We start from the raw sequence: 21,557 nt of genomic DNA, 5'->3' as shown, positions 1-21,557 counted from the left end.
AAAAAACATTGAGTGAGAGCTTTCACAAATATACAAAATAATGTAGATTCTATCACATAAAATAAAATATTTTGAGGTGTGTTTTATGCCTACTGAAATTATCGGTGACAGTTATTTAGGTAAAGAAATTCTGCAGCAAATCCAAGATTGGGATCAGGCCGTGATCAATAAAGATATTGATCAAATTACGGATCATTGTGCTGAAGATGTTAGTATGTTCGATGTGAGTTCGCAAATGAATGGGATCGAGGAATACAAGACTGAATGGTACAAATTTAGTCCGTATTTTAATGAAAATATGATGATTTCTCGTAAAGATATCAAAGTTTATACATCTGATGATTTAGCAATCGTACATTGTTTTTCTAAGGTTGAGCATAAAGCTTTGGTTGGAAAAATTAAAATGCCTTGGTGCCGTACGACGATTTGTATGAAAAAAGAAGACCAAAACTGGCGTTTGATTCATCAGCATATTTCTATGCCAATCAATTTAGCAGATGGTAAGGCAATCGTGTTGAAAGATGAACCTAAACTCAAGCTTTTGGGTTAAGTGAATATTTAAGTTATTTTTATTATAAAAATAAAAACTATTTGTATTTAAATCACTCTACTTTTAGAGTGATTTTTTTATGATTTAGATTTTTTATTTGTCAGAGATTCTAAAAATAAAATTACGCTTCCTATAAGATAAAAATTCTAAATTTATATAATATTCTTGTGAAATAGTTCAACTTTTGAAAAAATTTAGTCAAATAAACTATAAGTAGATTGATTATGCCAAACCCCTTTAGCACACCGCATGAGTGGCTGAAACCACTGTTGCCACGTAACCCAAATGAAAAACATCGAGTTGCGACTTCTTTAGAATTATTATTTGACCTGATTTTTGTGGTTGCGATTGCAACAGCAGGTCAACAATTACATCACAGCATCATCGAAAATCACTTTTGGCATGGACTCACCATGTATTTCATGGTGTTTTTTGCACTGTGGTGGGCTTGGATGAATTTTAGTTGGTTTGCCTCTGCTTACGATAATGATGATGCGCTTTACCGTATTTTGACCTTTGTCCAAATCATCGGTTCCTTGGTGATCGCCGCGGGTATTCCATCAGCATTTGCGCAACAAGATTTTGATGTGATTATTTTGGGCTATCTGATCATGCGTTTAGGTCTGGTCGCTCAATGGTTTCGTGCGGCTAAAAATGATCAGGCACGTCGAAAAACTGCTTTGAGATATGCATTTGGGATTATCTTTGTACAAATCGGTTGGATATTATTTCATTTTATAGATCCTCAATATGCCTATTTCTGTTTTGCACTCTTGGTGATCGCGGAGCTATCCGTACCGATTTATGCTGAATCTTATAATATGACGCCGTGGCATCCTGAACATATCGCTGAACGTTACTCATTGTTGACCATTATCGTACTAGGTGAGTCGATTGTGGGCTGTTTTTATGCCATACAAGATGCCCTGAGCAATGTGAGTTTAAGCACTGAACTATTCTTTTTGATGATCGGTGGTCTGATCATGATGTTTACCATGTGGTGGGCATATTTTGATCATGAAGTGTCTGAACGATTGACCAGTCAGAAAATGGCGTTTACTTGGGGATATGGGCATTTTTTCATTTTTATTAGTATTGCCGCTATTGGGGCAGGGCTTGCCGCAGGCGTGGATGTCGTTGCGCATAAGGCTGAAGTTTCAAATGAATTTGTAAGTTATTTTGTTGCGATTTCTCTGATTATTTATAGTGCGACTTTGTGGATATTGCATGAAGCTTATCATTTACAAGGGTTTAAAAAATGGCTGTATCCGATTACCGCTATGATTGTACTGTCGATTCCTATGTTTGTTCAGCCGATCGGCTATAGTATTTTTCTGATGGCGATTGTGTATGCACTACGCTTAATGCTATCAAAATGTTATTTGGCCCGCTAAGTCTTGAGGAAATCTTATGGCATTTCAGGATATGTATCGTTTGAGTGCTCACGCTGTGTTATTCAATGCTTCAAACCAAGTCTTGTTGCTAAAAGCAACATATGCTGATCATGCATGGGGCTTGCCGGGTGGGGCACTGGATATGGGGGAAACTATCCATCAGGCTTTAGTTCGTGAATGTCAGGAGGAAATTGGCTGTGATGTTGAAGTTGAGTACTTATCTGGGGTGTACTTTCACCAAGCCGTTCAATCACATGCTTTTATATTTAAATGTAAAGTATCAGAGCATGTAGATATCCAGTTGAGTGATGAACATTCTGAATATCGTTGGTTCAATCTGGATGAATTGTCCAAAGTTCAACGGATCCGGGTAGAGGATTGTTTAAATTTTAATGGAACTGTGATCAGTAGAGCTTTTTAAAATAAAGTATAGATTTGCTGCACATTAAAACCAATAAAATCAATTGCAAGCAAATATTGTTGTGATATTTTTTAAGTAGATCAAGTCAATTGGGGATGCACTGCTTGATCTATTATTTTGCTGGCATATTTTTCTTGCCATTTATAAATCAATTTTCGATTTCAATAAAGTGATGAAGATGATGCAAAATCAAAAGCTTGAATTGCTCTTTAGCAAAACCTCACAACAACCCGAATTATTTTCCGAATTTTTAAATCAACTTTTAATTTCTGACGTATTCTGTATTGGTGATGATAGTGACCAATCAAATGTTTATTTTCAAATGCTTGAGACTCCAGAAGGAGAGCAAGCGATTCCTTTTTTTCTGAGCTTGGACACTTTAAGAAGCAGTTTTGGCGATGATCTAGATTATTTTATTATGTCCGCTCGTGATTTTTTTGAAATGACCAAGGGTGCGGTACTTTTGCTCAATCCTGCATCTGATTACATGAAAGAATTTGCGCCAGATGAGATAGAGTTTTTACTGAGCTTAGGCTTGTCTTAAGCTATAAAATTGGATTTTTGGTCAAACGATTTGAAGAACTGCACCATTGTTAGTGGTGCTGATTTTGTTTTAAGACAGCAACGATTTCATCAAGTTTTTTGACGCGTTTGACCAGATCCCAAAGTTGTTTTGCTTCAGGATAATGTTTACTCATCATACCCAGCCATTGTTTATAACGTCCGACCATACCAATTTCAGTCTTACTCGGACCATTGATAAAACGAATTTGTAAATTGAGTAATTCATTCCAAGTAATGAGCGCTTGGTCGGTATTTTGGCGAATACATTGAGTTAAATCAGGAGTGGTCACGGCACCCCGCCCAATCATCAAATCTTGGCAGCCTGATTCAAACTGGCATTGTTTGGCATCGGCATTGTTCCAGATTTCACCATTGGCGATCACGTTAATTTTCAGATTTTCACGTATTGGATGTAACAAGTCCCAAAATGCAGGCGGGGTATAACCATCGGCTTTGGTTCTTGCATGTACTGTTACCCACGATGCGCCTGCATCTTCGATAGCATGTGCATTTTCCATAGTAAAGTTACGATCCATATAACCTAAGCGCATTTTGGCGGAAACAGGAATATGACGAGGTACAGCGTCTCGGACGGCTTTGACTAACTGATAAACCACTTCTGGCTCATCAAGCAAAACAGAACCACCACGATGACGATTGACTGTTTTTGCAGGACAACCGAAGTTCATATCTATGGCAGGCGCACCAAGTTCCACTACTTTGGCAGCATTGGCTGCGAGCATGTCTGGATTATTGCCTAGGAACTGCACATGCACAGGAGTGCCTGCAGCTGTTTTCCCCTGATTTTTCAGTTCAGGGCAGTAGCCATAATAAACATGATCAGGTAATAGCGAATCGGTCACACGGATAAATTCAGTCACGCACCAATCAAAGCTGCCGACATGAGTGAGTACATCACGCATGATTGGATCGGTTAAGCCTTCCATGGGAGCAAGAACGAGTTTCAATGTGATAGACCTGATCAGTTTTAAAAATGAGGGTTATACGCAATTTTAGAGGGGATGTCTAGCGTTCATCACTTTAGGTTACTATCTAAGGATGCTGGCTGAGAATGGGCTAATATTCAAAAACTCATTTACACTTTATTTCTAAAAGTCGATCAACAAATGATCTGATTTTGCTTATGCTATGCAGAATAAGTTTAGATTAGCATTTTTGTGAAAATGCTTTTATTTACCAATAAGAAAAATACGAGGAAAAGTCATGACAAATAAATTTGATTTTGTTTCTGTAATGAAAAAATCCAATGTGCATTTTGGCGGTTTATCCATTAGCCATGTGATCAAACTTGAAGACGGAACTCAAAAAACATTAGGCGTTTTTTTACCATCAAAACAGCCATTGGTTTTTAGAACGCATGTATTTGAACGTATAGAAATTATTTCTGGAGAATGTCATGTGCAAATAGGGCAGGATCCTGAGATTCATCTGGTCCGTGCAGGAGAATATTTCGATATTCCTGAAAACAGTCAATTTAGCGTCACTGTCAATGAAGTTGTTGACTATGTGTGTCATTTAGAAAAATAGTAGATCGTTATCGTCTGAAGCTAGTTTTGGGAACAGGGCGTTATTGCATTTTAGGTTTAGAATTTGAGTATAAAAAGTACTCAGTTTAAGGCATATTTGTCTTTAAAATATTAGAAATTATTCATCAAATCTTTTGAAAAAATGATCATTAAATAAATCATAGCTTCCCCTATAATTTTAACATAAAAACCGTGATTATTATTTTAAATCATTGGACTGGCTGGTAAGTTTTTCTAAATATAAACATAAGGTTATGCGTTAGGATAATAAGAGACAAAACAGAAAATAACCTAAATATTTTTAATGGGAGCAAGCATATGATTTATGAAGTATCTGGTGATATTTTACTAAGTAAGGCACAGGCAATCGCACACGGGGTAGCACCAAATGATAATTTTGCAACAGGTTTAGCTTTTAACCTAAGAGAACATTGGCCGTCACTTTATAAAGATTTTCGCAATTATTGTCATTTGTACCATCCAAAATCTGGTGAGCTTTGGACTTGGGTCAATGCAGAAGGTCAACGTATCATCAATTTGTTGACTCAAGAAGCAGCCTATGATAATGGCGCAAAACCAGGTAAAGCATCAATTGAGTATGTCAATCGAACGCTTAGAGCTTTAAAACAAGTGATTGAAGATGAAAAAATTGAAAGTCTTGCTTTGCCACGCTTAGCAACGGGTGTCGGTGGTCTGAGTTGGGATGATGTAAGCCCACTGATCTATAAGCATCTCGAAGACTTAGAAATCCCGATTTATATCTATACACTTTACCAAAAAGGTGTCCAAGCTGATGAGCCTGTAAAGGCATAAGACAGTATTTAGTGGATTGATAACGTATTTTATGGTCATTAGAAAATATCTAATATTTAAATCTTAGATTAGCAATAAAAAGCCTGAGCTTAACTCAGGCTTTTTGTTTTATTAGATTAACTTGCATAAATAGATTTTAGATTAAAATGATATTTTTTCAATGCAGTTCTCTCTTTTTTAATAATGAGAAATATATTGCGTAAGAGGTTGAGGATTTTATGAAAAATTTACCCTCATCCTAACCTTCTCCCAAAGTGAGAAGGGACTTTCTATATCAAATTCAAAATAATAAATTAATCAGAACAGAGCCATGAAAATGACTAACGATGCAAAACCATTTCTAAAATAAATTTACTACCAATAAAACCAATCGCCAATAACATAAAGCCAATCAAGGTAAAACGAATCGCTTTTTCACCACGCCAGCCAAATTTATAATGTCCAATTAATATAGAACCATAGACAAACCAAGAGACGATACTAAATGCTGTTTTATGCGCCAAATGCTGAGCAAAGAAATTGTCAATCGTAAAGAAACCAAAGACTAATGCAACTGTGAGTAACACAAAGCCAGTGATCAATAAGTCAAATAATAAAGTTTCCATCGCTTGGAATGAGGGCAAAAGATTGACCCAGATACGTTTTTTTAATTTATTTTTGAGTTCGCGATTTTGAATCCATAAAATCATTGCCTGAATCGCAGCCATGAACAGTACGGCATAGGCAGACAAAGATAAAATAATATGAAAATCTAAACCGATTGAATGTTGCTCGATAAATTGATTCGGTTTACTAAAACCAAAACCTAAGATCAAACCCAAAGCTGCGACAGGAATACCGATTAAATTGAGTGCTAAAACAGGACGATAGGTACTATAAAGCAAACTCAATAACAGCATTAATAACGAAGTAAATGACATCAAATTGAAGACATCATAGTTGATCCCCAAAGGAGTCAACATATCGTTATATAGAACTCCAGCATGCAACAACAGCCCCAAGCCGAGTACGATGGCAATGAACCAGTGGTTTGGTGTACGTTTAGACATTAAGTGAGAAAACAAATACCAAAATGACGTGGTATAGGCAATTAATGCTAAAATGGTGTAAACCAAGGGGAGGCTAATCATGTCAAACCTTTTTCGGGATGATGAATATTCATGTTATAAGATATAAATTCCAAGTGAACTAAAGTATCCTATAGCATCTTATGCATAAATTTTCTATTTTTAGAAAGAATTTTTTGCTACTAGCTATTTTAAGCGGATTTTGCAATGTTTGATACCTTAACAGAACGACTCACGCAGAGTTTAAAAAATGTTACTGGCTCAGGGCAGCTAACAGAAGACAATATTAAAGATACGCTACGTGAAGTACGTATGGCACTTCTCGAAGCTGATGTTGCCTTACCTGTAACTCGTGAATTTATCGCGAAAGTTAAGGAAGAGGCATTGGGTCAAGAAGTGATGACTCAACTCTCTCCGGGTCAGGCTTTCGTAAAAATTGTCTATAATGAATTGACTAAAATGATGGGTGAGGCAAACGAAAGCCTCGATTTGGCTGCTAAGCCACCTGTTGTTGTGTTATTAGCGGGTTTACAAGGTGCAGGTAAAACAACAACTGCTGCAAAACTTGCCCGTTTTCTAAAAGAACGCCAAAAGAAAAAAGTGGCGATGGTTTCTGCCGACGTTTATCGTCCAGCCGCAATTAAACAGTTACAAACTGTTGCAGGCGAGGTCGGTGCTGAGTTTATTCCATCTGAAGCGACTGAAAATCCGATAGCCATCGTAAATCGTGCTATTGAACAAGCAAAAATCAAATTTGCTGATGTCTTGATCGTCGATACCGCAGGTCGTTTGCATGTCGATGACGACATGATGGATGAGATCAAAGCTTTACATGCTGCAGTAAAACCAACTGAAACACTGTTTGTGGTCGATGCCATGACAGGTCAGGATGCTGCAAATACAGCAAAAGCCTTCAATGATGCATTGCCTCTTACTGGTGTGATTCTGACTAAAACTGACGGTGATGCCCGTGGTGGTGCAGCACTTTCAGTTCGTGCGATCACAGGTAAGCCAATCAAATTCTTGGGTATGGGTGAAAAACTCGATGCTCTTGAGCCATTCCATCCTGAACGTGTTGCACAGCGTATCTTGGGTATGGGTGACGTACTTTCTTTGGTCGAAGAAGTTGAACGTAAGATCGACAAAGAAAAAGCCGAAAAAATGGCGAAAAAACTGCAAAAAGGCGGTAGCTTCAACTTTGAAGACATGCTGATGCAGTTTGAACAGATGAATAAAATGGGCGGTATGATGGGCTTCTTGGATAAATTGCCGGGCATGAGCAATGCAGGTATCCAACAAGCGCTTGAACAAGCCAATCCTGAAAAACAAGTCAAAAAAATGGAAGCAATCATTCAGTCTATGACGATCAAAGAGCGTCGTAATCCTGATTTGATGAATCCAAGCCGTAAAAAACGTATCGCATCTGGTTGTGGTATGGATGTTGCTGAAGTGAATAAACTCATCAAACAACATGCGCAAATGGCGAAAATGATGAAGAAATTTGCTAATCCATCGGGTATGGCAAAAATGATGCGTTCATTGAGCGGTATGCAAAAACAATTTGGTGGTGGTGGCGGTATGGGACCATTGTTTGGCGGTAATGATAAGAAATAAGATTTTTATTTCTGACCAAAAAAAGATGCGCAAGTCGCATCTTTTTTTATTGTCTAGGCTATAAACTTTTAAGTGTTTTAAGGCTTATAGCGCAGTTTTTTGTTCAATTGCATCGGCGATCGCTTGGATCTCATCATCATCAGTTACAAGTTCACCTTGGAGATTCCAAAACTGAGCTTTGATGATTTGATACTCCATGTTTAGCACGGCATCTGCTGCGGGCTTGCCATTTTCATACCAAAGCTTTTGATGAACCTCTCCGAAGCTTTCATAGTCATTTTCTTGAGCAAGTTGTCCATTTTTGTAGAAGCTTTGTGATATGCCGATCGGCTTGTAATCTTGAACAGTGGCTTTAAAAATGGTTTCTCCATTTTCAGATAATATGGTTACAGGACCATCCACATAGATACTTTTAAAGCTGCTCAAGCCTTCAGGGTCTTTGATCGAAAAAGGAAGAGATTGTGGCTTTTTACTATTGGCATAATAATCTTGAACTAAAAATCGTCCTTCATCATCCCGACCTAAAAGGATGCGATAATAGCCTTTAGCCACAGCTGTGAGCGAATATTCTGTTGAATGCTCGTTGTCTGGATCAGCCGAAGACGCTGTAAAATAGGCAATGATCGGTTGGTTTATGGGTGCCTTTTCTATTTTGCTTGAGACTTGTTGTGTTGAATGCGGTAATTGATTGAGTGTTGTGCAGGCTGTGAGTGAAAGACTCAACATAGCGCCTAAAAAACCAATTGTTTTAATACTCATTATTGTTCCAAAATAAAAATTGTTATAAAAATACAAAAAAGCAGGCTAAAAAACAGCCTGCTTTTTATTATAAAAAGAAATTATTGATTTTCAATATAAAACTGTAGACCTTTAAGCAGTAAGTCTGCTTCGATGATAGGTTGATATTTCCCTAAAAATTCTGCAAATAGTGGCGCATCTCCGCCTGTTAAAACTAAGGTTCTTGGTTTTTGTTCAAGTACTTTTTCAACAGTGCTGAGCAAACCTAAAAAGATGCCATGATGAACAGCATCTATCGTATTTCTACCCGGCGAAAGCTCTGAGAACGCTGCATCAGGGATTTTAATTCCTTTGGTATTTTGAATCAGGGAATCACGTTGTAGATATAGATTTGGCAAGATATAGCCACCCAGATGGTTTAGACCGTGGGTGAGATCAATCGTTAGTGCAGTTCCACAACTAATTACACAGATATCTTGCTCTTTTGAAGCAACGGCCAACACTTGTAACCAACGATCAATACCAAGTTGACTCGGTTCATCATAGCCACATTGTAGTCCTGCATATTCGCTATGGACTTTGGCAAAGGTCACAGGAATATTCAGTCGTTTTAAAATCTTGACGATACGTTCATTATTTTTTTTATCTTGAACTGAGGAAACACCGACATTACTTAAGCCCATTTTCTTAAAATGGTGAATCAATCCAAGCAACAGATCTGCAGGGGATTGCAGATGCATTTCGGCTGCATGTTCAATGATTTGCTTATCTTCAGTCACCCAATATTTTAGGCGAGTATTGCCGACATCGAGCCAAAGTTGTTTCATCTTTGTAGCCTTATTTTTGTAAACTCAAACGACCTTGATAGAAATTTTCCAAGCCATGACGGGTCAATATTTTGACTGAGCCATCATCTGAAATTCCTTTGAAAATCCCCTCGGCAAATCCTTTGATTTGTTCAAAATGAACCTCTTGATCCATAAATGAAGCAACATGATTGAAGCGACCGCTGAGATTGTAAGAACCATGCTCAAACCATTGACCTGCTTGACGTATTGCCAAAAAAAGCTCACTGATAAGATGTAAGCGATTGGGATGGCGAATACCTAATTGCATCAATGAAGTTGCTTGCTGAGTGACTTCTGATTCGGCAATCGGCATAAGGTTGATTCCTACACCAATGATTGCTTGGTGTGTTGAAATCGGTTCGACTAAGATGCCACCCCATTTGCCTTGATGACTATACAAATCATTTGGCCATTTGATTTGCAGATCGGGCAAAGCTTTAATGCTCGGCATTTGCAGGATATTTAACGCGATTTCCAATGCCAAACGACCATCAATTGCTGTTTTCGTCGTAAGCAATGTGCTTAAATAAATATTGCCTCGAGGCGAGACCCATTGTCTTTGGTGTTGCCCTCGACCTTGTGTCTGAGTTTCACTACAGACCAAAATATTTTGGACACCTTTTAAGGCGAATTCACGCACATCATCATTGGTTGATGTTGTGCTTTTCTTGAGCATGAGAATTTCAGGCAGTTGACCTGCATCGCTCAAAATTTGACTGAGATGACGTGTCTCTAAATCCATGTTGAATCTGAGAAGAATGGAAGAACATTTATGGAGTTAATCACATATTTAGGTATTGGTGCAATCGCTGGTTTTGCAGCAGGGCTATTTGGTGTAGGCGGTGGGTTAATTATTGTCCCAATTTTATATGTGGTCTTTACTCAGGCAGGCTATGATCCTTCTGTGATCATGCACATGGCTTTGGGAACTTCACTGGCAACGATCATGATCACTTCAATTAGTTCAATGATGGCACATAACAAAAATGGTGCTGTGCTTTGGAATGTCGTCCGCAATCTTGCTCCCGGTTTGATTTTAGGTTCATTTTTAGGGGCAGGGGTCGCAGATATTTTATCGGGTCAGCATTTGCAGATCATCATTGGTTTATTTGCGCTTTGGGTTGCTTTTAAAATGTTTAAAGGTGCAAAAGTCGCTGTTGATGAGTCTAAATCTTTGCCTTCTGCGCCGATGCAAATGTTGGCAGGAGGCGGTATCGGGATTGCTTCAGCGATCTTTGGGATTGGTGGAGGAAGTTTGACTGTACCTTATCTCAATAAAAATGGCGTGGTGATGCAAAAAGCTGTGGGAACTTCTTCTGCATGTGGTTTACCGATCGCAATCGCAGGTGCTTTGGGCTTTATGTTCTTTGGTGCTAAAGAAGCGGTACATGTACCAAATGCGATAGGTTATGTGCATATCTATGCGTTTATTGGGATCAGTGTGATGAGCTTTATTACAGCAAAATTGGGGGCAAAAGTCGCACACATGTTATCGCCTGCGATGTTGAAAAAATGCTTTGCCTGTTTGCTGACGGTGATTGGTTGTTATTTTATATTTAAAGGGTTCTGGCATTGATTGAATCATGCGGATCTTACTTATTTTATCTATAACGATATAAACTCATCCTAGCTATTTTATGTTAGAGCTAGGTCTGATCTTAACCTTATAAACACATCATAAGAGAATAATAATGCTTGATATAAATCAGCTTAATCAAAAGTTTTTATCATATAATCATGTGGTTGAGTGTTTATTGAAATATGATGAAATAAATGGATATTATAATTTGGAATTGATTTTAGCCGTTGATTTATTTAAACAGTCCATACCACGTTTGAAGATTCGATTCGTCAATATAACGAACTTAGAGATGAGGAATTTTGGAAATAAGTTTACTCAATTTGTCGATCTTCATATTGAAAAAAATCATGATGGTTGGGACGATGTAAAATATAATGTATTCCAAATTGAAGAAGAAAATATTTCGTTTAAGTGTTTAAACGTTGAAGAAATATTGGATTGAGTTTTTTTGATCGTTCTTGATTTAATTGAATAATCACTTTGCTCATGGCGAAATGTCATAAATTGGAATGATTTTTTTCGTAAATGACAAGAAATGTGGAAATTAAAAACCATAGATCATTGAATGAAATAACAAAATATTTAGAATATTCATTGAGAATATCTTTAAAAAGTGTTTCTAATCTACATTATTGACCCAAAAGTCACTAAAATTGTCAGACAAAGACATGGAAATAGTCCTATAAAATTGGGTAAATATAACTAGAAATCGTCATCAAATTAAAAAAAGTAAGACAGGACAACTATGCAACATGAAGAAGTGGATAGTCTTTCGGAGCAAATCGCAAAACATATTAGTGAGCAAATCATCAGCGGTGAGCTTGTAGAAGGGGAAAGAATACAAGAATTACGTATTGCCAAAGAACTCGATGTCAGTCGAGGTTCGGTGCGCGAGGCTTTACTCATTTTAGAACGTACACAGCTGATCGAGATTTATCCACGCAGGGGTGCTGTGGTATCAGAAATGTCAGCAGGGCAAGTACGTGCATTATTTGATACAACTGCACTTTTGTTGGGGCAGATCGTGCAAAGAATCAGTGAGACATGGCGCAATCATGAAGCTGAACATTTACAACACGTTTTTCAGCATTTGGTGGATCAGGTCAAGCAGGGCAATACCGAGAAATTTTATGATGGGATCTTTCAATATCTTGCTCATCAATCGGATATGGTTGCCAATCCATATCTCATAAAATTTTACAAAGAATTGCTACCTTCACTTCGCAGAAGCTATTTTTTGACATTAAATACATCAAAACGTGAGTTACAAGAGTCTCTAGAGCTTTTAAAGTTGGTGATTGATGCAATTTTGATCCGAAAATCACAACAAGCTACTTTATTTATGGAAGATTTTTGTCGACACTTGCGTAATCTCGTGTTGGAATCTCTAACTCGAATGAAACAAATAGAATTGGCTTGGGCGCGTCGATCGCGTCGGTAATTAGGACATTATGCGTTTAAGCAGCTTAAAACTTTCTGGCTTCAAATCATTTGCCGATAGTTCAACATTACAATTTAAAGCAAACCGTACCGCAGTCGTTGGACCGAATGGTTGTGGTAAGTCTAACGTGATTGATGCAATCCGTTGGGTGATGGGGGAATCAAGTGCGCGTCAGCTTCGTGGTGGCAGCATGCAGGATGTCATTTTTACAGGAACGCAAAAGCGTAAACCTGTCGGAGTGGCAAGCGTAGAGTTACGTTTTGAAAATACCTTGGGAAAACTGGGGGGAGCGTACAATGCGTATAATGAATTATCCGTTCGTCGTCAGGTGACGCGAGATGGCAAATCGGACTATTTTCTAAATGGTACGAAATGTCGTCGTCGCGATATTACCGATATTTTCTTGGGAACAGGTTTAGGTCCTCGATCCTATGCGATCATTGAACAGGGCATGATCAACCGTTTGGTGGATGCCAAACCTGAAGAAATGCGGGTATTTATCGAAGAAGCGGCGGGTGTTTCACGTTATCAGGCACGTCGCCGTGAAACGATGCAACATTTGGAACATACGACTCTAAATTTATCGCGTTTAGATGATATTGCGCATGAGTTGAAAGGTCAGCTAAAGACTTTAAAACGTCAAGCTGAAGCTGCGATCCAATATAAAACGCTTGAAACTGAGATTCGTAGTTTAAAAATTGAAATCTTGTCTTTTCAATGTGAGCAAAGCACGCGTATTCAACAAGAATATGATGTGTATATGCATGATTTAGGTGAACAATTTAAACTGGTTCGCTCTGAATTAACGACGCTTGAACATGACTTGGGTTCGACCAGTGAACTATTTCAGCGTTTGATTCAGCAATCGACACCATTACAAAACGAATGGCAACAAGCTGAGAAAAAACTCGCTGAACTGAAGATTACCTTGGAGCAAAAGCAAGGTTTATTTCAACAAAATAGCCAAGCTTTGAGCCAGTTAGAAACGCAAAAGGCGGAAACCAAAGAACGTATTCAGTTGATTGAATTGCAACTGGAAACATTGCAAACTCAGCAAGAACAACAGCTTGAAGCTTTGCAAAATAGTGATCAAGAAACACAAAATCAAAATCAAAGTTTTGCTGATTTAAAATCACAGCACCAAAATGCTCTGGCACAATTTGAGCAGATCAAAGCGCAAGCCGAAAAGCAACAACAACAAAAAGCGCAGATGACTGCACAATCTGAGCAATTGGCAAAAAATATTGCACGTATTGAACAGCAGAAAGAAACTTTAAAAGCGCAAACGACTCAGATCCAAAATCAGCATCAATCTGAAGATGTTCAGCAAATAGAGCAAGATAAAGCGCAAAGTTTGGCTTCGATTGCCACGCTTGAAGCTAAAATGGCTGAACAAAAGACAGCATTGGAGCAAGAGCAAAGCTTACTCAATACGCAAAAATCTCAAGTTGCGACTTTGCGTTCTGAGATTCAAGTTTTGCAGTCTGAGCAAAAGAATTTAAATCAACTTTTAGCGAAGACCTCAAACAAAACGGATCAAAATGCTGTGCAGTTGATGCAAGTGCTGAAACTGAGTGAAGCGGGTAAAGTACATGCCAATTTGATCGAAAAGTTTTTGGCAAAATGGTTATCTGCGCAAGTTGTTGCTGATGAGACCAATTTTCAAGAAGGCTTAGCGCGTCAGTTAAAATCTTCTGCTTCAGTTGAACAGATTCAACTTGCTGATTTGCCATGTCTTGCAAGCTTTATCAGTTCACCGCAGTATTCTCTATGGAATCAAGTTGCGATTGCTGAAACCCTTCATCAAGCACTTTCCCAACAACACGCCTTGAAAGCAGGACAATCCATCCTAAGCTTGGATGGTTATCATGTCGGGGCGGATTGGGTGATTGGTCTTTTTTTTGATGAATCAAGTCAGGCAGCCCAAGGTGCATTGAGCCATCGTGTACGTTTGGAAGAAATTGAAAATGCTTTGGCGGCGTTGACTGATGATTTTACTTTGGCAGAGCAAAAACTACCTGAGTTAAATCAAAAAATCCAAGCCTTACAACAGCAAATTCAACAAGATGCTGAACAGTTAAAATCAGCTCAAAAGGCGGTTCAAAGCTTTGATGTTGAAATCGTCAAGATTCAAACTGCTGTGCAGGCTTTTGCTGTGCAAAAAGAGCAATTAAATCTGCAACTTGCAGGTCTAGATGCACAGTTAGAAGAAGATGCAATGCAAAAAGATGATCTTGAAATCGATATGCATTCTCTGATCATGAAGCTTGAACAAGCACTGCCAGAATATAAAACACTACAATTTAAAGTGGATGAGTTGGCGGATGGCTTAGATGAGTCCCAACAAAAATTGTTGCAAAAACAGCAAGATTTGGAAGCGACTCGTCGTTTGACGGTGCAAAATCAGCAACAAATCGAACTCTTAGAAAAAGATTTATCATTTTTAAAACAGCAATATCAGCAAATCCTACAACAAATGGAAAGTGCCAAAAAATTTGTTGATCCGATACAGCTTGAGCTACCAAGTTTAGAGTCTGAGTTCCAAGAACAGTTTTTGATCACTGAAAAATTGCAAAAAACTTGGAATGAATGGCAAGTTGAACTGAACAATATTCAGGAAAAACAACAGAGTTTGACTGAGCGTCGTCATCAGCATCAGCAAAGTGATGAAAAATTGCGAACTGCGCTTGAAGATAAACGTTTGGCTTGGCAATCAGCCAAATCGGATTTACAGCATTATTCAGAGCAGTTAAAAGAGCTGAATAGTGAAGTTGTACAAGGTTTAGTGATTGACTTGGCTGCACATCAGACTAAGCTTGAAAAATCACAGCGTCAGTTTGAAAAATTAGGTGCAGTGAATTTGGCTGCATCAGAGGAATATGATGAAGTTTCAAAACGTTTTGAAGAGTTAAGTCATCAAATTGAAGATTTGGAAAATACGGTGACTTCGCTCAAAGATGCGATGCGAAGTATTGATCAGGAAACCAAAAAATTGTTTATGGGAACCTTTGATCAAGTGAATGCAGAGCTTCAAAATCTTTTTCCAAAGGTGTTTAATGGAGGAGAAGCTTCATTAAGCCTTGAAGATGACTGGCAATCAGGTGTTAAATTGATGGCACGTCCACCGGGTAAAAAGAACAGTTCGCTGGCTTTACTTTCGGGTGGGGAAAAGGCATTGACCGCTTTGGCATTGGTTTTTGCGATTTTCCGTTTAAATCCTGCACCATTTTGTGTGCTCGATGAAGTTGATGCGCCGCTAGATGATGCGAATGTTGGAAGGTTTTGTAATTTGGTAAAAGAACTTTCGGAACAGGTACAATTCATTTACATTACGCATAATAAAGTTGCAATGACGATGGCAACAGATTTACTGGGTGTGACCATGCCTGAACCAGGAACATCAAAACTCGTCACTGTGAATTTGGAAGAGGCTAAAGAATACGGTCTAGCTGCCGCGGAGTCATAGTATGGAAGTTACCACTATTATTGGGATTGTTGTCGCAGTTATTATTATTCTGGTGGGACTGCGAATGATTTTTCGTAAGTCAAATGATCAGGCACCCTCACTAGAATCTGAGTTGCATATCAATTCAGAATGCCAGCAACCGATTATTCCTCGACATGTTCGAGATCAATTGGCTGTGGAAGAATCTGCAGGACAACGTGTTGAGCCAAATTTGGATCAGCTTGCATCACTTGAAGTAACCGATGCAGTCAAAACACCGTCGATTGAGACTTTGGATCAAGTTGAAGTTGCCAATCAAAAAGATGAGCCTCTTGCTGTGGTCGAGAATAGTGCTGAAACAGCAGCAGTGACTGAGAAAGCGGATCAAGAAGCAGTAAAAAGTTCAGATGCAACACATTCTCCTGAACAAGAAACTTCTGAAGTTGCTCAAGATAAAGTTACTGAAACTTCAGAAAAACCTGCGGAAGTTACAGCACAAACACCAGATTCTAAAGATGCTGAATTTAGCCTCAATCCAGATGTTGAAGCGGCTGCAATTCAAGAGTTTGAAGGCGAAAGCAATATTTTAGATGTGCATTTGCATGAACAACAGCGTTCAGATGATGAGAGTATTCTCGCAAATGCAGAACAAATCATTGGTTTAAATCTTTATCCAAATCCACGCCGTGCATTATCAGGCGATAAAACCTTAAAAGTTCTACTTAAATATGGTTTACGTTTTGGGGAAATGTCATGTTTCCACCGTTATGAAGATATCAATGAGCCTAGCCCGTTGATGTTCTCTGTGCTTCGTATTACAGATGAAGGTCCAGCAGGATTTGATTTGGAAACGTTATCGACTGAACAAGTCAATGGTTTGGCATTTTTCTTGGCATTACCGCATCCAAATGTACAAAAAGGCTTTGATACGATGGCGAGTATTGCAGGACTGATTGCACGTGAGATTGATGGTACGGTTTATGATGAAAATAATCTTGAATTTACCCCTCAGTTGAAAGAACATTGGCGTCATCAAGCGATTGATTATCGCTCTAAACAAGAAGCTTAAATAAGCAAAATTGATTTATAATTTGTGAAAGAAATTTTGGGCGGAATTATCCGCCCTTTTTATGGTGATATTTTTATGGAAAAGTCTAAAGTTGTAGCCCAGATGCGTCAGCTGATTCAACTCTTGGCAAAGCACAACCATGCCTATTATGTGATGGATGAGCCAAGTATTGAGGACAGTGAATATGACCAGCTTTTTCATCAACTCAAAGCCCTAGAACAACAATATCCAGAATGGGTACAGTCCGATTCTCCAACCAATAAAGTTGGTGGTAAGGCGCTGACAAAATTTGAAACGATTACTCATACCGTACCGATGCTGTCTCTCGGAAATGTCTTTAATCAAGAAGAATTATTTGCATTTGCTCGTCGTGTAGAAGAACGTCTACCCAATAAAAAAGTTCAGTACGATGTTGAGCTTAAATTTGACGGTTTAGCGATTTCGCTTTGGTATGAAAATGGCGTGTTGGTTCGTGGCGTAACACGTGGCGATGGCGAAACAGGTGAAGTCATTACCCAAAATGTTAAAACCATTCGTAACTTACCTAAAGTACTTAGCTCAGATAAAGTATCCGTTCCAAGCTTGCTTGAAGTGCGTGGCGAAGTATTGATGCCTAAAGCAGGTTTTGAAAAACTCAATGCTGAAAATGAGGCAAAGGGAGAAAAAACGTTTGCTAATCCTCGAAATGCAGCAGCGGGTAGCCTACGTCAGCTTGATCCAAATATTGCAGCTTCACGACCACTTGCATTTTATGCCTACGGGATTGCACAGTGTGAACCAGCAAATGAAATAACCACGATGTCAGGAAGTTTGCAGTGGCTTACCAATTTTGGCTTTGCGATTGGTGAACGTCATTTTATTTGCGATAACATCCAAGAAGTACAAGAGAAATACGAACAGATCAATCAAGAACGCCCTAATTTATCTGTCGAAATTGATGGTATGGTGATCAAGGTTGATGACCTAAAACAACAGCAACAACTGGGTTTTTTAAGTCGTGAACCACGTTGGGCAACGGCTTATAAATTTCCTGCGGTTGCGGCACTGACTATTGTTGAAAATATTGATTGGCAGGTCGGGCGTACTGGCACATTAACGCCAGTGGCACGCCTAAATCCAGTGGCTGTGGGTGGGGTGACAGTTTCCAATGTGACTTTACACAATATCGGAGAAATCCACCGTCTAGACGTGCGTATCGGTGATACAGTCAGTGTTTATCGTAGCGGTGATGTGATTCCAAAGGTAGAGAAAGTTTGGCCCGAGTTTCGTCCTGATGATGCGATAGAAGTTCATTTACCTGAACAATGCCCAGTATGTTCATCGCCTGTCGTGATGCCAGAAGGTGAAGCTTTGGCACGTTGTTCTGGAGGTTTATATTGCTCTGCACAGCGTATCGAGGCAATTCGTCACTTTGTATCGCGTAAGGCTATGGACATCGAAGGTTTAGGCGATCGTTGGGTTGAGTCATTGTTGCACTTGAACTTACTCAAAGATGTGTCTGATATTTATCATCTACATGAGCATCGAGATGAACTGTTAGGCCTTGAAAAAATGGGTGAAAAATCGGTTCAAAATTTATTGGATGCGATTGAAAATAGCAAAAAGACTACACTTGCCAGCTTTATCTATGCACTGGGGATCCGTGGGGTAGGTGAAACAACCGCACGTATGCTTGCCAATACTTTCCAAACCTTTGAGGCACTTCGTCTGGCTGATATTGAAGCTTTGAAGAAAACGCCTGATGTGGGTGAAATCACCGCTGAATGGATCGAAGATTTCTTTAAAGCAACGCATAACTTGGAAGTGGTTGAGCGTTTGCTTGCAGCGGGGATCCACTGGGATGCACCGATTGCACCTACTCGCCAACCTTTAAATGGGGAGAGTTGGGTACTGACAGGTACGCTTGAGCAAATGACCCGCGATCAAGCCACAGCGATGTTACAAACGCTTGGTGCACGTGTCAGCGGTAGTGTTTCTAGCAAAACTAAGTGTGTTGTTGCTGGTGCTAAAGCGGGTTCTAAACTTGAAAAGGCTGCCAAACTAGATATTCCAGTTATGGATGAAACTGCGTTCTTGGCTTTGATGGCTGACTATGGTTTGACGCTATAACCTTTTGAAAAGCTAAACTAAAAAAGCCAAGCGGATCTGCTTGGCTTTTTTTTTGATTATAAAAAATAGATTTCAATTTTTTTTATTTGTTGCGCTTTTGATCATATTTAATATTAGAGTTTTGTATACAAATTATATTCTTAATGTTTATAATAATGATTATCATTTATTCTATTTTTGTTATTATGATCTTTATGCCAAAAAAAGCTTTAGTCAAAGCGATATCATTTTTTATGTTGTCTGGTGGGGCTGCTCAAATCGTATGGGCTGAAGACGTTTCGATGCTACCTGCAATCACTGCAGAGGCTGAGGAACTGAGTCAAACGGATGCGACGGGTACATATGTACAACAGGCAAAGCTTGGGGCATTGGGTGAGAAAAAAATTCTCAATACACCTTTTAGTGTTCAGTCTTATTCTCAAAAAATCATTGAGGATCAACAAGCAACAACAGTTGGCGATGTATTGAAGAATGATGCCGGTATTCGTGTAACCACGAATCAGGGGCATTTAAACGAAAACTTTAAATTACGTGGCTTTGATGTCAATCACGAAGATATGTCTTATAACGGACTATTTGGGGTTGCACCTTATGGACGTGTACCAACCGAATTTTTAGAGTCGGTCACGGTACTGAAAGGTCCAAATGCACTTATCGCTGGTGTCGCGCCTACAGGTAGTGTGGGTGGTGTGATTATTGCCAATTCAAAACGTGCAGATAAAGAACTCACTCAATTGTCAGCTTCAATGGAAGAAAAGGGTTATTACCAGTCTGGTTTTGATATTTCTAGACGATTTGGTGCTGAGAAAGAATTTGGTGTACGTGTCAATGGCACCTATGGTGATGGTGAACATTATATTGAAGGCATGAATGACCGTCATATTTCAGGAGCGCTTGCTGCTGATTATACGACTGATAAATTAAAACTGAATTTTGATTCGTACGTGCTTCGTGATAGCCGTAATGGTGGTTCACCTGCCATGGTTTCAATGCAAAACTTGACCAGTGTGATTAAGGCACCAGACGGTGATACCAATCATTTTCGTCATCTAGAAGGTTATACCAATAGCCGATTTGCAGGTTTATCTGGAGAATATCAGTTCACTCCTGATTTTAAAGCTTTTGCAGGTATAGGCTATATTGAAAAAGAATATTCGGGGCATTTATTTGGTACCCGTATGATTTTGACTAATGCGCAAGGTGATGGGACTTCACAGTATTATCGTGTTGGGTCTAAAGAAAAAAATACTGCTGCGAACATGGGCTTTGAAGGCAAATTCGATACAGGTTCGATTAAGCATACGCTTGGTTTAAGAGCAGATTATTTAAAACGCAAATACACGCAGCATACCGCAGCGACGACATTTGCGTTTAAAGATACCAATTTGTATAATCCAAGTAATGGTGGTCATATGCCATATGATTATCCAACCATTCGTCCTTTAGGTGATAATGACTACATCAGTTATACATTGACTGATCAACTCTCGATGTTGGATGACAAGTTACAGTTGATTATTGGGGCACGTTATCAAAATATTGATACAGTCAATCTGCAAAAAAAGACCTCTTATAACGAAGATAAGATCTCACCAAGCCTAGGAATCGTAATCAAACCTTTCGGCGAAGATTTATCTTTTTATGCAAGTTATGTTGAGGGCTTATCGGAAGGGGTTACATTGAGTGATGTAATCTATAAAGATGATGTCAACTACAATAAAACTTTTGCGCCTTATCAAACAAAGCAATATGAAATTGGTACGAAATATCAAACATCAAATTGGTTGCATACTTTAGCGATTTATCAGATTGAAAAACCTGCTTTATTGACGACAAAGTTTGCAGCGGCAGATGAAAATAAAAAAACTCAAATCACAACAGACAATGCTGAAACCCGTTCTCGTGGAGTTGAGTGGTCGTTCTCAGGCAAAGTAACCGATGATCTAAATTTGATCGGTAATCTTGCTTATATTGATTCTAAATACACAAAAAATTCTGCTGCGCTTAAAAACAAAGATGTTTATGGTATACCCGATTTTACAGCCTCTCTTGGTTTAGATTATGCAATTCCTTATGTAGAGGGATTGAGTGTGAATACACGAGTGAGCTATGTCGGTGAACAGTATTTGAATAGTGCAAATACCTTAACACTTCCAGACTTTACCATTTGGGATCTTGGCGCTCGTTACACGACTAAAATTGGTGGAGTAAATACCACATTCCTTGCCAATATCGATAATGTAACCAATAAAAATTATTGGGAAGGTGTGTTTAACGATAACTATGCCATTGTTGGTGCAGCGCGTAGTTATAAGCTAGGCGTGAGTTTTGATTTTTAATTCATATTTGAAAAGC

At 38.8% G+C, this 21,557-nt stretch carries 19 protein-coding genes; 14 read left to right on the top strand and 5 right to left on the bottom strand.

Features of this window, described 5'->3' with window-relative positions; translation table 11 throughout:
* The first annotated feature begins 85 nt into the window (after window positions 1-85).
* From F960_RS15490 to F960_RS15475, 4 genes are all read left to right on the top strand, one after another.
* The gene (locus tag F960_RS15490; protein WP_004867274.1) at window positions 86-550 is read left to right on the top strand and encodes a YybH family protein; all 465 of its coding nucleotides are present in this window, start codon (window positions 86-88) and stop codon (window positions 548-550) included.
* 224 nt (window positions 551-774) lie between these two features.
* A complete protein-coding gene (locus F960_RS15485; RefSeq protein WP_004867272.1) occupies window positions 775-1,944 on the top strand; it encodes a low temperature requirement protein A in 1,170 nt (389 codons plus the stop codon).
* Between the two features lie 16 nt (window positions 1,945-1,960).
* Window positions 1,961-2,365 (top strand): NUDIX hydrolase, encoded by a 405-nt coding sequence (locus tag F960_RS15480; protein WP_004867270.1) that lies wholly within the window; start codon window positions 1,961-1,963, stop codon window positions 2,363-2,365.
* Window positions 2,366-2,543: 178 nt separating this feature from the next.
* Window positions 2,544-2,909: an SseB family protein gene (locus F960_RS15475; protein ID WP_228134715.1), complete on the top strand. Its 366-nt coding sequence runs from the start codon at window positions 2,544-2,546 to the stop codon at window positions 2,907-2,909.
* A gap of 49 nt (window positions 2,910-2,958) precedes the next feature.
* On the opposite strand, the gene F960_RS15470 is transcribed toward F960_RS15475, so the two are convergent.
* Window positions 2,959-3,897: a tRNA dihydrouridine synthase gene (locus F960_RS15470; RefSeq protein ID WP_004867267.1), complete on the bottom strand. Its 939-nt coding sequence runs from the start codon at window positions 3,895-3,897 to the stop codon at window positions 2,959-2,961.
* A gap of 256 nt (window positions 3,898-4,153) precedes the next feature.
* On the opposite strand from F960_RS15470, the gene F960_RS15465 reads away from it, so the two are divergent.
* The gene (locus F960_RS15465; RefSeq protein WP_004867265.1) at window positions 4,154-4,477 is read left to right on the top strand and encodes a pyrimidine/purine nucleoside phosphorylase; all 324 of its coding nucleotides are present in this window, start codon (window positions 4,154-4,156) and stop codon (window positions 4,475-4,477) included.
* Between the two features lie 317 nt (window positions 4,478-4,794).
* Window positions 4,795-5,289: a macro domain-containing protein gene (locus F960_RS15460; RefSeq protein WP_004867263.1), complete on the top strand. Its 495-nt coding sequence runs from the start codon at window positions 4,795-4,797 to the stop codon at window positions 5,287-5,289.
* A gap of 320 nt (window positions 5,290-5,609) precedes the next feature.
* On the opposite strand, the gene F960_RS15455 is transcribed toward F960_RS15460, so the two are convergent.
* A complete protein-coding gene (locus F960_RS15455) occupies window positions 5,610-6,419 on the bottom strand; it encodes a cytochrome C assembly family protein (protein ID WP_004867262.1) in 810 nt (269 codons plus the stop codon).
* A 144-nt stretch (window positions 6,420-6,563) separates the two neighbouring features.
* Between F960_RS15455 and ffh the strand changes: the two genes are divergently transcribed.
* On the top strand, window positions 6,564-7,970 hold the full coding sequence (gene ffh / locus F960_RS15450; protein WP_004867260.1) for a signal recognition particle protein: 1,407 nt from the start codon (window positions 6,564-6,566) through the stop codon (window positions 7,968-7,970).
* Window positions 7,971-8,054: 84 nt separating this feature from the next.
* Here ffh and F960_RS15445 read toward each other — a convergent pair whose 3' ends face one another.
* From F960_RS15445 to F960_RS15435, 3 genes are all read right to left on the bottom strand, one after another.
* A complete protein-coding gene (locus tag F960_RS15445) occupies window positions 8,055-8,729 on the bottom strand; it encodes a toxin-antitoxin system YwqK family antitoxin (protein WP_004867257.1) in 675 nt (224 codons plus the stop codon).
* An 80-nt stretch (window positions 8,730-8,809) separates the two neighbouring features.
* Entirely contained in the window at window positions 8,810-9,535 is a 726-nt protein-coding gene (locus F960_RS15440; RefSeq protein ID WP_004867254.1) for a type III pantothenate kinase, read from the bottom strand.
* Between the two features lie 10 nt (window positions 9,536-9,545).
* Window positions 9,546-10,298, bottom strand: coding sequence for a biotin--[acetyl-CoA-carboxylase] ligase (locus tag F960_RS15435; RefSeq protein WP_004867252.1), 753 nt, complete (start codon window positions 10,296-10,298; stop codon window positions 9,546-9,548).
* Window positions 10,299-10,328: 30 nt separating this feature from the next.
* On the opposite strand from F960_RS15435, the gene F960_RS15430 reads away from it, so the two are divergent.
* The 7 genes from F960_RS15430 (at window position 10,329) to F960_RS15400 (ending at window position 21,541) form a co-directional block, all read left to right on the top strand.
* Complete coding sequence (locus tag F960_RS15430; protein ID WP_004867251.1) at window positions 10,329-11,132, top strand: sulfite exporter TauE/SafE family protein; 804 nt, start codon at window positions 10,329-10,331, stop codon at window positions 11,130-11,132.
* Window positions 11,133-11,247: 115 nt separating this feature from the next.
* Window positions 11,248-11,580 carry a PIM8 family immunity protein gene (locus F960_RS22765; RefSeq protein ID WP_004867249.1) on the top strand — a complete coding sequence of 111 codons (333 nt, stop codon included), beginning with the start codon at window positions 11,248-11,250 and terminating at the stop codon, window positions 11,578-11,580.
* Window positions 11,581-11,883: 303 nt separating this feature from the next.
* Entirely contained in the window at window positions 11,884-12,579 is a 696-nt protein-coding gene (locus tag F960_RS15420; protein WP_004867247.1) for a GntR family transcriptional regulator, read from the top strand.
* A gap of 10 nt (window positions 12,580-12,589) precedes the next feature.
* Complete coding sequence (smc, locus tag F960_RS15415; RefSeq protein WP_004867244.1) at window positions 12,590-16,045, top strand: chromosome segregation protein SMC; 3,456 nt, start codon at window positions 12,590-12,592, stop codon at window positions 16,043-16,045.
* Between the two features lies 1 nt (window position 16,046).
* On the top strand, window positions 16,047-17,093 hold the full coding sequence (locus F960_RS15410) for a cell division protein ZipA C-terminal FtsZ-binding domain-containing protein (protein WP_004867241.1): 1,047 nt from the start codon (window positions 16,047-16,049) through the stop codon (window positions 17,091-17,093).
* A gap of 75 nt (window positions 17,094-17,168) precedes the next feature.
* A complete protein-coding gene (ligA, locus tag F960_RS15405) occupies window positions 17,169-19,202 on the top strand; it encodes an NAD-dependent DNA ligase LigA (RefSeq protein ID WP_035373377.1) in 2,034 nt (677 codons plus the stop codon).
* 185 nt (window positions 19,203-19,387) lie between these two features.
* Complete coding sequence (locus tag F960_RS15400; RefSeq protein ID WP_035373379.1) at window positions 19,388-21,541, top strand: TonB-dependent receptor; 2,154 nt, start codon at window positions 19,388-19,390, stop codon at window positions 21,539-21,541.
* The last annotated feature ends 16 nt before the right edge of the window (window positions 21,542-21,557 follow it).

Origin of the sequence: Acinetobacter gerneri DSM 14967 = CIP 107464 = MTCC 9824 (assembly GCF_000368565.1) — a bacterium.
Taxonomy (GTDB): domain Bacteria; phylum Pseudomonadota; class Gammaproteobacteria; order Pseudomonadales; family Moraxellaceae; genus Acinetobacter; species Acinetobacter gerneri.
Note: the sequence above shows the minus strand (reverse complement) of the source record. Positions and strands in the feature narration are given on the sequence as shown.

Coding starts and splice junctions, on each gene's coding strand:
- F960_RS15480 (WP_004867270.1), top strand. CDS start 1,961: ATGGCATTTCAGGATATGTATCGTTTGAGTGCTCACGCTGTGTTATTC.
- F960_RS15465 (WP_004867265.1), top strand. CDS start 4,154: ATGACAAATAAATTTGATTTTGTTTCTGTAATGAAAAAATCCAATGTG.
- F960_RS15435 (WP_004867252.1), bottom strand. CDS start 10,298: ATGGATTTAGAGACACGTCATCTCAGTCAAATTTTGAGCGATGCAGGT.
- F960_RS15475 (WP_228134715.1), top strand. CDS start 2,544: ATGATGCAAAATCAAAAGCTTGAATTGCTCTTTAGCAAAACCTCACAA.
- F960_RS15410 (WP_004867241.1), top strand. CDS start 16,047: ATGGAAGTTACCACTATTATTGGGATTGTTGTCGCAGTTATTATTATT.
- F960_RS15485 (WP_004867272.1), top strand. CDS start 775: ATGCCAAACCCCTTTAGCACACCGCATGAGTGGCTGAAACCACTGTTG.
- smc (WP_004867244.1), top strand. CDS start 12,590: ATGCGTTTAAGCAGCTTAAAACTTTCTGGCTTCAAATCATTTGCCGAT.
- F960_RS15400 (WP_035373379.1), top strand. CDS start 19,388: ATGATCTTTATGCCAAAAAAAGCTTTAGTCAAAGCGATATCATTTTTT.
- F960_RS15455 (WP_004867262.1), bottom strand. CDS start 6,419: ATGATTAGCCTCCCCTTGGTTTACACCATTTTAGCATTAATTGCCTAT.
- F960_RS15440 (WP_004867254.1), bottom strand. CDS start 9,535: ATGAAACAACTTTGGCTCGATGTCGGCAATACTCGCCTAAAATATTGG.
- ligA (WP_035373377.1), top strand. CDS start 17,169: ATGGAAAAGTCTAAAGTTGTAGCCCAGATGCGTCAGCTGATTCAACTC.
- F960_RS22765 (WP_004867249.1), top strand. CDS start 11,248: ATGCTTGATATAAATCAGCTTAATCAAAAGTTTTTATCATATAATCAT.
- F960_RS15430 (WP_004867251.1), top strand. CDS start 10,329: ATGGAGTTAATCACATATTTAGGTATTGGTGCAATCGCTGGTTTTGCA.
- F960_RS15490 (WP_004867274.1), top strand. CDS start 86: ATGCCTACTGAAATTATCGGTGACAGTTATTTAGGTAAAGAAATTCTG.
- F960_RS15445 (WP_004867257.1), bottom strand. CDS start 8,729: ATGAGTATTAAAACAATTGGTTTTTTAGGCGCTATGTTGAGTCTTTCA.
- F960_RS15420 (WP_004867247.1), top strand. CDS start 11,884: ATGCAACATGAAGAAGTGGATAGTCTTTCGGAGCAAATCGCAAAACAT.
- ffh (WP_004867260.1), top strand. CDS start 6,564: ATGTTTGATACCTTAACAGAACGACTCACGCAGAGTTTAAAAAATGTT.
- F960_RS15460 (WP_004867263.1), top strand. CDS start 4,795: ATGATTTATGAAGTATCTGGTGATATTTTACTAAGTAAGGCACAGGCA.